This is a genomic window from Pseudoduganella plicata (genome assembly GCF_004421005.1).
In the GTDB taxonomy this organism is placed as follows: domain Bacteria; phylum Pseudomonadota; class Gammaproteobacteria; order Burkholderiales; family Burkholderiaceae_D; genus Rugamonas; species Rugamonas plicata.
Genome location: NZ_CP038026.1, coordinates 855,104 through 868,413, shown reverse-complemented (window position 1 = coordinate 868,413; position 13,310 = coordinate 855,104). Strand labels below are relative to the sequence as shown.

At 66.7% G+C, this 13,310-nt stretch carries 8 protein-coding genes; 2 read left to right on the top strand and 6 right to left on the bottom strand.

Annotated features, from left to right (window positions below; translation table 11 throughout):
* Window positions 1–13: 13 nt before the first annotated feature.
* Complete coding sequence (locus E1742_RS03625) at window positions 14–2,080, top strand: methyl-accepting chemotaxis protein (RefSeq protein ID WP_134383594.1); 2,067 nt, start codon at window positions 14–16, stop codon at window positions 2,078–2,080.
* A gap of 105 nt (window positions 2,081–2,185) precedes the next feature.
* Here E1742_RS03625 and E1742_RS03620 read toward each other — a convergent pair whose 3' ends face one another.
* Window positions 2,186–2,773: a hemerythrin domain-containing protein gene (locus tag E1742_RS03620; RefSeq protein ID WP_134383593.1), complete on the bottom strand. Its 588-nt coding sequence runs from the start codon at window positions 2,771–2,773 to the stop codon at window positions 2,186–2,188.
* Between the two features lie 240 nt (window positions 2,774–3,013).
* Between E1742_RS03620 and E1742_RS03615 the strand changes: the two genes are divergently transcribed.
* Window positions 3,014–5,512: a sensor domain-containing protein gene (locus E1742_RS03615; protein WP_134383592.1), complete on the top strand. Its 2,499-nt coding sequence runs from the start codon at window positions 3,014–3,016 to the stop codon at window positions 5,510–5,512.
* Between the two features lie 98 nt (window positions 5,513–5,610).
* Here E1742_RS03615 and E1742_RS03610 read toward each other — a convergent pair whose 3' ends face one another.
* The 5 genes from E1742_RS03610 to E1742_RS03590 form a co-directional block, all read right to left on the bottom strand.
* A complete protein-coding gene (locus E1742_RS03610; RefSeq protein WP_134383591.1) occupies window positions 5,611–6,957 on the bottom strand; it encodes a sigma-54-dependent transcriptional regulator in 1,347 nt (448 codons plus the stop codon).
* A gap of 9 nt (window positions 6,958–6,966) precedes the next feature.
* Window positions 6,967–8,886, bottom strand: a complete 1,920-nt coding sequence (locus tag E1742_RS03605; protein ID WP_134383590.1) for a sensor histidine kinase — start codon at window positions 8,884–8,886, stop codon at window positions 6,967–6,969.
* A gap of 31 nt (window positions 8,887–8,917) precedes the next feature.
* Window positions 8,918–9,913 carry a porin gene (locus tag E1742_RS03600; protein ID WP_134383589.1) on the bottom strand — a complete coding sequence of 332 codons (996 nt, stop codon included), beginning with the start codon at window positions 9,911–9,913 and terminating at the stop codon, window positions 8,918–8,920.
* Window positions 9,914–9,940: 27 nt separating this feature from the next.
* The gene (locus E1742_RS03595) at window positions 9,941–11,215 is read right to left on the bottom strand and encodes a dicarboxylate/amino acid:cation symporter (RefSeq protein WP_134383588.1); all 1,275 of its coding nucleotides are present in this window, start codon (window positions 11,213–11,215) and stop codon (window positions 9,941–9,943) included.
* Between the two features lie 631 nt (window positions 11,216–11,846).
* Entirely contained in the window at window positions 11,847–13,169 is a 1,323-nt protein-coding gene (locus E1742_RS03590; protein ID WP_134383587.1) for an MFS transporter, read from the bottom strand.
* Between the last annotated feature and the right edge of the window lie 141 nt (window positions 13,170–13,310).

Genomic DNA, 13,310 nt, shown 5'->3' with positions numbered 1-13,310 from the left:
GGAGTTCCGCACCATGCAAACCAAACCATCCCGACTGGCGCTGTCGCTGAACGCACGCATCTGCGTGGCGGCCAGCGCGCTGGTCATCCTCAGCCTGGGCATTACCGCCACGGTCACGGGCATCCGCGCCAGCAACGACGCGGAAAGCGCCGCCATGCGCCTGGCAAATACCGCGTCGCGCGAGGCGTCGCAAGCGCTGGCCACACGCATCACCAGCAATCTGTCCAACGTCGCGACGCTGGGCGCCGCAATGCAAGGCACCAAGGCGGCTGGCCTGCCGCTGGATCGGCGCGCGATCGGCGAAATGACGAAGGCCACGCTGCTCTGGTCGGAAGACCTGGTGGGCGCCGCCATCACGTGGGAGCCCGACGCGCTGGATGGCAAGGACGCCGAGTATGCGGACCAGAAACCGGAGTACGATGCCACCGGCCGGTACATGCCGTACTACACGCGCAACCCGGCCGGTGGCGTGGGTGTGGAGCCGATCGTGTTCTCGAACGCCCCCGGTGCCAACGACTGGTACGACATTCCGAAGAAAAGCGGCAAGGTGCACTTCACCGAACCGTACGCGTACCCGATCAACGGCAAGGACGTGCTGATGGCCTCGATGGTGGCCCCGATCGTCGTCAACGGCAAATTCCTGGGCGTGGCCAGCGCCGACTTCATGCTGACAAAGCTCTCGGCCATCCTCGCGGGTATGAAGACGCTGGAAGGCGGCCAGCTGGCGCTGATTTCAAACGGCGGCCTGTATGCCAGCAATCCGGATGCGGCACTGAACGGCAAGCCGGCCAAGGACGTTCCGGCGGCGGCACTGGACGCCGTACGCGCCGGCAAGGCCTATGAATATCGCGACGGCGACGACGTCGTCCACCTGCTGCAGCCGCTGCAGCTGCATGCCGACATCGCGCCGTGGGCCGTGCGCCTGTCGTTCCCGTACAGTGTGGCCACTGCACCCGCGCGCGAGCTGCTGATGTACACAGCACTGGTGTCGGCGCTGTGCGCCGCGGCGGCGGCGCTGGCGATGGTGTGCATGCTGAACCGCATGACGAAGCCCCTGCGCAGCCTGGCCCGTACGATGCAGCAGCTGGCCGGCGGCAATGCCGACCTGTCGGCGCGCCTGACCGTGCGCGGCACGGACGAACTGGCCGTGATCGGCACCGGCTTCAACGAATTCGTCGCCAAGATCGAACACGTGCTGGCGCGCGTGCGCCACAGCTCCGAAGCGGTGGCCACGGCCAGCCACGAGATCAGCCAGGGCAACCATGACCTGTCGGCCCGCACCGAGCAGCAGGCCAGCGCGCTGCAGCAGACCGCCGCGTCGATGGAACAGCTGACCAGCACTGTCAAGCAGAACTCGGACAACGCCATCCAGGCGCGCCAGCTGGCCGCGTCGGCATCGGAAGTGGCCGTGCGCGGCGGGGCAGTGGTGGCGCAGGTGGTCGATACCATGGCGTCGATCAACGCTTCGTCGAGCAAGGTGGTGGACATCATCGGCGTCATCGACGGAATCGCGTTCCAGACCAATATCCTGGCCCTGAACGCGGCGGTCGAAGCGGCCCGCGCCGGCGAGCAGGGACGCGGCTTCGCCGTCGTCGCCAGCGAAGTGCGCAACCTGGCGCAGCGCAGCGCCTCCGCGGCAAAGGAAATCAAGGCGCTGATCGGCGCTTCGGTGGGGCAGGTCGAGCAGGGTGGCCGGCTGGTGGCCGACGCCGGCGGCACGATGGACGAAGTCGTCTCCAGCGTGCAGCGGGTGGCGGCGATCATCAGCGAGATCGCGGCTGCCAGCGGCGAACAGAGCAGCGGCATCAGCCAGATCAACCAGGCGGTCGTGCAGATGGATAGCGTAACGCAGCAGAACGCGGCGCTGGTGGAAGAAGCGGCTGCCGCGGCGGAAAGCTTGCAGGACCAGGCCGACACCCTCGTGTCGCTGGTGGGGCAGTTCCGCATCGGAGCCGTGGATGTCAAGGCGCCGGCCGTGGTGCCGGCCCAGGTGAAACTGGCGGCGCCGGTGAAGAGCGCCGCCGCGAAGCCGAAAAAGGTTACCGTTGCTACGGCTGCCGACGAGTGGGAAACGTTTTAAATAGTCTCTTATAAACGGTCCGGCCGAGCGCGCGCGAAAGATCCGGGGTCAGGGAGGCGTGGTGGCATACCTGCCATCGCTCCTGCACCCCGGTCTCATCCCGGGTTACGCGTGGGCGGGTTTCTTGCCCAGCAGTTTGCTGGCCGCGAACGCTGCCCCGGCTACGCCCACCACCATCGCCGCCGTGCTGCCGGAGAAGCCGACGGCAGTGTCGCGCGCGATCTTGCCCGCCTGCGGCGTCACCAGCTGCATGCGGCGCTTCGTCATCTGCACCCCCAGTTCGCTCATGCGTTCCTGCGTCATCAGGCGTTCCGCATCCGGCAGCAATACGGTTTCCTCGTCGGCCACGTGATGCATCACGTCGCGCATCAGTTCATGGATGAGCTGATCGTGGCGCGGGTCGGCGCCGTCGGTGGCGCGCAGCGCGGCGATGACGCGGCGCATCTCGTTATGCTCCGGTTCCGATTTCAGCATTGTCGGATCGGAGCCTTCCAGCTGGCGCATGGCGGGGTAGAAGATTTCCTCTTCCAGCGTCGCATGGATTTCCAGCGCGGTGCAGATCGTTTCCGCCAGCGCTTTTTTTACCTTCGGTTTCTTCGTCGTCGTGTACTGGTGGAACGTCACCAGCGTGTGCGAGTGGTCGAAGCGGATCATGTCGGTAATCGTCGGGCTGAGCTTGTTCAGTGAAAACATCTTCTTCTCCTTTGGCTGGCAACGACTCATGGTAAGTCGCTCGCGCGCCGGCTGACGTAGGAAAATGGCGCAACGGCGTGTCGGCGCAGGGCGCGGCATGACCAAATGGCATCCTCCACGCTGTTTTGTTGCGAAGCCGCATCGCACGCGCGTGGGTGCACCCGATTCGCGACAGCGCCGTGCACCTGGGATATAGTTATCACGTAGACCACTGCCGGGGAGTCGCATGAGGGGACACGCATGAAAGGCCAATACCGTGCCGCCGCGAACCGAAGGAAAGGCCTCCCCGTACACGGGCGTGCCCAGCAATTGCCCGCGCCCCGCATCCTGGCGCGCTTTGGCGACCTGTTCCAGGATCATCCGCAGCCGATGTGGATCTACGATATCGACACCTTGCGCTTCCTGCGCGTGAACGCGGCCGCCTGCCGGCACTACGGCTATACGACGGACGAGTTCCTGCACATGACGATCCGCGACATCCGGCCGCGCGACGAGTGTGCGCGCCTGGAGGCGGATCTGGCGTCGACGGAGCCCAGGATGCCGCAGTCGTCCGGCGTCTGGACCCACCTGAAACGCGACGGCACGCCCATCGCCGTGCGCATCTCGTCGCATGCCGTCAATTATCAGGGCCACCGGGCCCGGCTGGTGTTTGCCCACGACGTTACGGCCCAGCAGGCCACGAAACGGGCGCTGCACCGCTCCGAACAGCTGTACCGCAGTCTGGTGGACACGATGCCGCACCAGGTCTACTGGAAGGACCTGGCACTGAACTACCTCGGTTGCAATCGTGTATTTGCCGAGGCGGCCGGGCTGGACGACCCGCAGGAAGTGGTCGGCAAGAGCGACGAGCACCTGGTCTGGCGGCGCCAGGCGCAGCGGCTGGCCGCCGAGGACCGCATGGTGGTCACGACGGGCCACCCACTGCTCGACCGCGAGGACACGCTGACCGGACCGGACGGCAAGCAGCGCCGCTACCTGGTCAACAAGCTGCCACTGTACGGACAGGAGGGGACGATCATCGGCATGCTGGGCACGCTGGAGGACATCACGGCGCGCCGCAAGGCCGAGGAGACACTGCGGCTGCAGAGCAGGGCGCTGGATGCCAGCGTCAACGCCATCGTCATCACGCGCCAGGTCAACCGGCAGAATATCATCGTCTACGCCAATCCCGCGTTTGCCCGCATCTCGGGCTACGACCTGGCAGAAGTGATGAACCAGGACTGCCGCTTCCTGCAGGGCGACGACCGCGAGCAGGAGGGCTTGTTCATGCTGCGCGAGGCGCTGCAGACGAGCCGCGAGGCGACCGTCGTGCTGCGCAACTACCGCAAGAACGGCTCGCAGTTCTGGAACCAGCTGCATATCGCGCCGGTGCAGGACAGCGGCGGCCGCGTCACCCATTGGGTCGGGGTCATCAACGACATCACCGAAACGATGCGCTACCAGAAGGACCTGGAACACCAGTCCACCCACGATGCGCTCACCGGACTGCCGAACCGCAACCTGTTCCGCGACCGGCTCGACCAGGCGATCAGCTACGCGGCGCGCTACCGCAACCAGCTGTGGGTGGTCGTGCTCGACCTTGACAACTTCAAGCTGATCAACGACACGCTGGGCCATGCCGTGGGCGACAGCCTGCTGCAGACGGTGGGCGAACGGCTGCGCGCGGCGCTGCGCGACTCCGACACGGTGGCGCGCCTGGGCGGCGACGAATTCATCCTGCTGCTGCCGGACCAGCCCGGCGCCGGCCTGTCGCCGCGCACCGTGCAGGCGATTCTCGAAGCGGTCAGCGCACCGATGCGCCTGGGCGCGCACGACCTGGCCCTGACATGCAGCATGGGCGTGGCCGTCTACCCGCGCGACGGCGAGACGGGATCGGGCCTGTTCAAGCATGCCGATATCGCGCTGTACCGCGCCAAGGACGGCGGGCGCAACCAGCTGCAGTTCTACACGGCCGAGATGAACGACCGCGTCACGGAGCGCACGCTGATCGAAGGCCACCTGCGCCATGCGCTGGTGCGCAACGAGTTCCTGCTGTATTTCCAGCCGCGCGTGGACTGTGTCAGCGGCCGCGTCGTCGGGCTGGAGGCGCTGCTGCGCTGGCAGCATCCGGAACTGGGTCTGGTCTCGCCCGTGCGCTTCATCAGTGTGGCCGAGGAGACGGGCCGGATCGTGGAAATCGGCGAATGGGTGCTGAAGACGGCCTGCCTGCAGGCGGTGGCATGGCAGCAGGCCGGGCTGGCGCCCGTGCCGGTGGCCGTGAATGTGTCGGCGCGCCAGTTCCGCCATGCCGCCTTCGTGCAGGAAGTGCAGAATGCGCTGGACGCCAGCGGCCTGGAACCGCGCTGGCTGGAGCTGGAGCTGACGGAAAGCGTCATGATGCACAACGTCGATGTCGTCATCGCCGCCATGAGCCAGCTCAAGGCGATGGGCATCTGCCTGTCGATCGACGATTTCGGTACGGGTTATTCCAGCCTGAACTACCTGCGCCGCTTCCCCATCGACTATCTGAAGATCGACCAGAGTTTCGTGCGCGACATGCTGTCGGACCCACCCGGCGCCGCCATCGTCCGCTCCATCATCGCCCTGGGACACAGCCTGTCGTTCCGGATCATCGCCGAAGGGGTCGAAACGGAGGACCAGCTGGCCTACCTGAAGGAGGAGGGTTGCGACGAGATCCAGGGCTTTCTCTGCAGCCGGCCTGTGCCGGAGCGAGAAGCGGCGGTGCTGCTCGGTCAATAGAATGCTCACCCGACCGTACTGGCGCGGAGTGCCCCACGGGGGGGCACCTGGCGCGGTCCCGGCCGGGACACCAGGCCGGCGCGTCGCGGGTAGCCGAATCAGCGGTAGTGTTCGGCCGCCAGTCCGTACTTCTGCATCTTGTGGTACAGGGTCTGCTTCGGTACCGCCAGCGACGCGCAGGCCGCGCTGACATTGCCGCCCGCCTCGCGCAGCGCGGTGTCGATCAGGGCGCGTTCGAACGCGCTGACCTGGTCCGACAGCGAGGCTGGCGTGGCCGGCGCAGCGCTGACGCCCGCCTCGCCTGGCAGGGCGCCGGGCAGGCCGAGCACGTAGCGGTCGGCCGCATTGCGCAGCTCGCGCACGTTGCCGGGCCAGTCGTGCCGCAGCAGAACCTGCCGGTGGGCCGGCGGCAGCGCCGGCACGTCGCGGCGGTAGCGGCTGGCCGCGTCAAGCATGAAGTGTTCGAACAGCAGGGGGATGTCGTCGCGCCGCTCGCGCAGCGGCGGGATGCGCAGCACGATCAGGTTCAGGCGGTAGTACAGGTCGGCCCGGAATTGCCCCTGGTCCACCAGCTCGCGCAGGTCGACCTTGGCCGCGGCGACGACGCGCACGTCCACCGGTACCGGCTGCACGGAGCCCAGGCGCTCGATATAGCGCTCCTGCAGCACCCGCAGCAGCTTGACCTGCAACGGCGGCGGCAGGCTCTCGATCTCGTCCAGGAACAGCGTGCCGTCGGACGCATGCTCGATCTTGCCGACCTGGCGCCTGGCGGCGCCCGTGAACGCACCCGCTTCGTGGCCGAACAATTCGCTTTCGAAGATCGTCTCCGGAATGGCGCCGCAATTGACGGCGACATAGTGGTGCCGTGCGCGCTCGCTGAACCGGTGCAGGCAACGCGCCACCAGCTCCTTGCCGGTCCCCGTTTCGCCGTAGACCAGCACGTCCGCCGGCTGGCTGGCCACCTCCAGGATCAGGCGGCGCAGGTCGCGCATGGCGGCCGTATTGCCCAGGAGTGCGGCGTCGATGCCCTGGCTGTGTGCCAGGCGCTGGCGCAACGCCTGCACTTCCAGCTGCAGCCGCCGCTTGTCGACCGCGCGCCGCACCACGTCCGCCAGCTGGTCGGAAGAATAGGGCTTCTCGAGAAAATCGTAGGCGCCGTCGCGCATGGCCTGTACCGCCATTGCGATGTCGCCGTGGCCCGTCACGAGAATCACGGGCAGGTCGGGATCGACGGCGCGCGCCGCCTGCAGTAACTCCAGGCCGCCCATGCCGGGCAGGCGCACGTCGCTGACCAGCACGCAGGGGCGGTGGGGACACAGCAGCTCGTGTGCCGGCTCCGCACTGTCGAAACTGCGCACGTTGAAACCGGCAAGATCGAGCGCCTGGGCGCTGCCCTCGCGCACGGCCGGGTCGTCCTCGACCAATATAATCTCAATCTCATCCATCCGCTTTATTCATCCGTTTGATCCATCCGGTTTGTCGACCGCCGCAGCCTGCAGCGCGATGACGAAGCAGGCGCCGGTATCGGTATCCTCGCTGCGCAGGCTGCCCCCGAAGTCGCGCACGATCTGTTCGGAGATGGCCAGGCCAAGGCCCAGGCCTTCGCCCTGCGGCTTGGTCGTGAAGAAGGGCTGGAACAGCCGTTCGCGCGCCTCGTCCGTGAGGCCGGGCCCGTTGTCGGCGACGCGGATCGAGACGACCTCTCCCGCATCGGTCACGCGGACCGTCAGCTCGCGCGGCACGTCGCGCGCCAGTGTGCCCAGGGCATCCAGCGCATTGCTCATCAGGTTGAGCAGCACCTGTTCCAGCCGGTTGCTGTCGCACAGCGCATAGACGTCGCCCTGGCTGATGTCCAGCGTGAACGCTACCTTGTCCAGTTGCAGGCGCCGTTCCACCAGCACCAGCGTGTTGGCGATCGCCGTGTGGACGGAGACGGGCCCGAGCTCTGCATTGGACTTGCGCGCGAAACTTTTCAGCTTGCCGGTGATGGTGCCCATGCGCGCCACCACCTGCGAGATCCTTGCCAGGTTTTGCCGGGCTTCGTCGACGCGGCCCCGCTCGAACAGCAGCATGGCATTGTCGGACATCGTGCGCAGCGCCGTCAGCGGCTGGTTCAGCTCATGGGTAATGCTGGCCGACATCTGGCCCAGCGCCGCCATCTTGCCCGCCTGGTACAGCTCGTTCTGCGTGCGGTGCAGCTGCTGTTCGGCCCGGCGCCGTACCTCCGCCTCGTCGGTCAGCCACTGCGTGGTCCGCGCCAGCCGCGCGGTACGCTCGGCCACCTTCAGCTCCAGCTGGTTGTAAGCCGCCTGCAGCTGCTCCTTGGCCTGCAGGCGCTGGCGCAGATACAGGAACAGCAGCGTCAGGAAGCCATACGCCACCCAGGCAAACAGCACGGCCGCGCGGGCGTTGGCGCGCGCCTGGCTCAGATCGGACACGTACAGGAACGTCCACTGCCGCGGCGCCAGAGACCGCGCCTGCACCAGCAGAGGCGGCGTGATCGTGCCCCTGGCCTCGCTGCCGTTGGCGGCGCCGATCGTGATCACGCGCGTGCCGTCGACGTATGCCCGTTCGTCGCGGATCGGCAGCGGGGGTAGCGCCAGGCCGTGGTACTGGCGGGTTTGCGCCAGGCCGGCGCGCACGCTGTCGGAGAGCGGGCGCAGCGTATGATACTTCCAGGCGGGCGCGGAGGACAGGAACAGCACGCCGTTGGCGTCGGCCAGCATGACCTTGTCCGCGCCCTGCACCCAGCCGCGCTCCTGCTCCTCGATGTTGACCTTGACGACCGCGACACCGAGCATGCGCCCGTCGCGGTAGACGCCGCGCGCGTAGAAGTAGCCGGGCTCGCCGCTGGTCGTGCCGACGCCGTAGAAGCCGCTCGGGTGCCCGCTCAGCGCATTCTGCAGGTAGGGCCGGAAGCGGATGTCGTCGCCCACGAAGCTGTCCTTCTGGCGCCAGTTGCTTGCTGCCAGGGTGCGGCCTTGCAGGTCGACGATGTAGATGATGCGGGAGCCGGCCTGGCCCGACAGACGCTCGAGGTAGGTGTTGACGTCGAGGCGCCGCGCCATGTCGCCGGGGTGTTCGAGCAGGGCCAGCACGTTCTTGTCCAGCTCCAGCATGTGAGGAAGGAAATCGTACTTGTCCAGCAGGTTCTGCAGGCTGGCCGCATACAGTTCCAGCCGCTGGGCACCGGCCGCGCGAAGCCGGTCGATGCTGATCCGCTCGGTCCACCAGTAAGCGGTCCACCCCAGCGCGATCGCCCCGGCCAGGACGGCAATCCAGGCCAGATGGGCGAGGCGGCGGGCCCGCGCATGCGGCAGGGCGGCCGGCGCCTCGTTGGGCTGGCCGATGGGGGGTTCAGGCGGGATCGACATCGGCGCCACTATAACAAATCGCGCGTTCGCCTCAGAAGCAGTGCCGGATACCGAGGTTGAGGGCGGCGTTGCCGCTGCCGCTGTCGGTGGCGTTGCCGACCGTGAACACGGCGCCGTTGTCGTTGTCGATATGGCCGTAAGCGGCATACAGATCGGTACGTGGCGCCAGGCCGTACAGGTAGCCGGCGCCGTACTGGCGGGCGTCGCGCCGGGCGGCCGAGCGGTCGTCCCGCTGCACCGCCGACAGCAGCACGCGGTGCGGCCCATGCTTCCACGTCAGGCCGAGCAGCGCATCGCGGCTGCGCGCGCCGGCCAGGTCACGGCTGCGGACGAAGGCGGCATGCGCGCTCACGGCGCCCAGCGTGTAGCGGGCCGCCAGGATCGTGTTGCGGGCATGATCCGGCGCAAGCGCGTCTTCGCGGCGGTGATGGCCCAGCATGACGACCAGCGGTCCCGGCGCGTAGCTCAACACGCCGCTGAAGACACGCTTGCGGTGCTTGCCCACGTCCAGCTCGGGAACCTCGCCCGCGCCGTAGGCCACCTCGGCCGACCAGCCGGCGCGTTCGGGGGTGGTGTAGAGGACGGCATTGTCCATGCGGTGATTGCCGGCCATGACGTTCGTCGCCTGGCCCGCCAGGCCGTCCTCGAAGGGATCGGCCACGTCGCGGATGGCGCGATAGTAAGGCGAATACTGGCGGCCGACGGTGATGCTGCCGAACGCGCCGCGCAGGCCGACGAACGCCTGGCGGCCGAAGCGCAGGCCGCCCTGGCCGGTCGCGCCGGTATCGATGTTGTAGCCGCCTTCCAGTACAAAGACGGCGGACAAGCCATTGCCCAGGTCTTCGGTTCCCTTGAAGCCCAGCCGCGAGCCGGAAGCGAGGCCGCTGCCGATCGCGGGGCTGCTGCCCGCCGGGGTGCCGTATTCGGCCACGAGGCCCGCATCCGCGACGCCGTAGATGTGGACTTGGGATTGTGCTTGAGCGGCCGCGGCGGTCATGGCCAGTGCCGCGGTGATTACGTATTTCATCGGGTCTCCTAGGTGTATCGTTATTGCTTACGCAGCTTGGGCGTCGTGTTGCCTGGTTTGGGCGCTGGCGGGATCCTCCAGCGCGCCTTCCCACTTGGCGACCACGGCGGTCGCCACGGCATTGCCGACGGCATTGGTGGCCGAGCGGCCCATGTCGAGGAACTGGTCGACCCCCATCAGCAGCAACAGGCCAGCCTCGGGGATATGAAATTGGGTCAGGGTGGCGGCGATCACCACCAGGGAGGCACGCGGCACGCCGGCCATCCCCTTCGACGTCAGCATCAGGAGCAGCAGCATGCTGATCTGCGTGCCCAGCGACAGGTCGATGCCATAGGCCTGGGCGATAAAGAGCACGGCGAACGTGCAGTACATCATCGAGCCGTCCAGGTTGAACGAGTAGCCCATCGGCAGCACAAAGCTGGAGATGCGGCGCTGAACGCCGAATTTGTCGAGCGCCACCAGCAGCTTGGGATAGGCCGCTTCGGAACTGGCCGTGGAGAACGCCAGCAGGAACGGCTCGCGGATCAGCCCGACCAGGCGGAACACGCGCGAGCCCAGCACGAGGAAGCCGGCGCCGATCAGCAGCAGCCACAGGCAGAAAAGGCCCAGGTAGAAGCCGCCCATGAACTTGGCAAAGGTCAGCAGGATGCCAAGACCGTTGGTGGTAACGACCGATGCCATGGCCGCAAACACGGCCAGCGGGGCCATGGTCATGATGCTGCCGGTCATGCGCAACATCACCTGGGCCAGCTCGTCCACCACCGCGACCAGGCGCTTGCCCGACTCGCCCAATGCGCCAAGGGCGGAGCCGAAGAAAATGGAAAACACCAGCACCTGCAGGATTTCGTTATTGGCCATCGCCTCGATAGGCGACTTCGGCACCACGTGCGTGATGAAGTCCTTCAGCGTGAAGGCGGCGGTCTTCAGGCCCGTGCTGGCATCCACGGGCGGCAGCGGCAAGTCCAGCCGGGCACCCAGCTGCAACAGGTTCGACAGCGCCATGCCCAGGGCCAACGAGACAAGCGAAGCGAGCACGAACCAGGCAAAGGCCTTCGCGCCGATGCGCCCGGCGGCCTTGCCGTCGGCCAGATTGGCGATGCCGGTCGTCAGCGTCGAAAATACCAGGAGCGCGATGATCATCTTGATCAGGCGCAGGAAGATGTCCGTCACCAGCGAGATATGGCCGGAAATCGTCGCGCTGGCGGCCTTGTCCGGATAAGCGGTATGGCACGCATAGCCAACCGCGATGCCGAGCAGCATCGCCAGCAGGATGTACAGGGTAAGAGGGCGCTTCTTCTGCATTGCAGTCTCCGTATTATCGAAACCGCGGTGAGCCACCGCGGAGGTGGATCCCATATAGCAAGCGCCGTGCCTGAGCTTGTCAGGATGCTAAGTGGTTGTTTGGATGAGGTTTTTGCATCGCACGCAAAACGATTGGTCCAAGAAGTTGGACGGCGGGCGCGACGCGGGTCCAAGGGTTCGGACGGTCGGCGCAATTGTCGCTACGGCGCAACGCCTGCGCGCAGTAAATGGTGGCGCGGGCAAATGAACATCGGTTCGCACGTCGGATCGGCCCCTTCGCTCCCTGACGCGTACGCGCCGTTGCCCACTTGGGGGCAGGTGCGTGCAACGGCGATGGAGGCGCGGGGCGGAGGCGCCAGGCCGGAACATTGAACGGAGCGGACCAGGGGCAACGTCATCCGCGCGCTCTGCCTTACGCGGTGGCAAAGCGGTCCGTGGCAGTCCAGGCGTTCGGACATGCGGCCTGCAGGGAGGGGGAGCGCAGACGCAAGCCAACGGCACGGGAACGATCTCGATGTTCCAGCGGTGAAAGCTTCCCGAGACTGCCGGTAGAGCGCGCAGCGGGCAGGAGTGCTCCTGCCCGGCTGTCAAAGTCGGGAGCCAGGCCGCGGCGCGGCCTGGCTTTGGCACATCAGTCGCGGATTTCCAGTGCCCGGTTCAGCGACAGTGCCGCCAGCGAGCCCACGGCGCCGGACAGCAGGTACAGGCTGACATAGCCCAGGCCGAAGTTCGCCGACAGCCCCAGCGCGACCAGCGGAGCGAATGCGGCGCCGACGAGCCACGACAGGTCCGACGTGAGCGCAGCGCCAGTGTAGCGGTGGCGGGGCGCGAAGTTCGCCGTCACGGCGCCGGCAGCCTGGCCATACGACAGACCCAGCAGTGCGAAGCCGACCAGGATGAAGATGTTCTGGCCCGTCTCGCCGCCCTGCATCAGTGTCGGCACGAAGCCCGAGAATACGGCGATCAGCGCCGCCAGCGTGCCGAGCGTGGTGCGGCGGCCGAAGCGGTCCGCGATCAGGCCGGAAGCGACGGTGCCGACGATCGCCAGCGCCGCGCCCCACATTTGCAGCACGAGGAAGTCGTCCAGCGCGCGGTTCGAGTACAGCTGCACCCACGACAGCGGGAACACGGTCACCAGGTGGAACAGGGCGTAGCTGGCCAGCGCGGCCAACGCGCCGATGATGATATTGCGGCCCTGCGTGTGGGACAGCTCGGACAGGCCGACAGGCTCCAGTTCGCGTTCGTCCAGCAGGCGCGCATATTCCGGCGTCGAGACCAGGCGCAGGCGGGCGAACAACGCGACAACGTTAATGGCGAACGCCACGAAGAACGGGAAACGCCAGCCCCACGCCAGGAAGTCCAGGCCGGACAAGTTGGCGATCATGTAGGCGAAGATGCCTGCGGCGATGATGAAGCCGACCGGCGCGCCCAGCTGGCCCAGCATGGCGTACCAGCCGCGCTTGTTGTGCGGCGCATTCAGTGCCAGCAGCGACGGCAGGCCATCCCATGAACCGCCCTGTGCCACGCCCTGGCCGATACGGAACAGGGCCAGCAGGACGATGCCCGTGTTGCCGGCATCGGCGTACGACGGCAGGAAGGCGATACCGACCGTGGAAATCCCCAGCAGGAACAGGGCGGCCGTCAGCTTGCCTTCGCGCGAGTAGCGCCGCTGCAGCCACATGAACAGCACGGTGCCGAACGGGCGGGCGATAAAGGCAAAGGAGAAGATGACAAAGGAGTACAGGACGGCGTCGAGCCGGTCGTCGAACGGGAAGAACAGCGACGGGAAGACCAGCACCGAAGCGATGGCGTAGACAAAGAAGTCGAAATATTCGGAGGCGCGGCCGATGACCACGCCGACGGCGATTTCGCCGGGGTGGATTTCGCCGTCCCTTGCATTAATGTTGCGTGCGCCGTCACTCGTGGGACTTGGCTGATAATCCGGGGGACCGATGGTTGGCCTGGGATGTTGCCGTCAAAAGTTGTCGTTGCCATATTTGTCTTTCATGTCATGTGTTCACAGTCTTTGCAGATGAGCTTAGCAAAATGCGCCGCCACTACGGACTACAACAGCCGGACACCAGGTCGACATCGC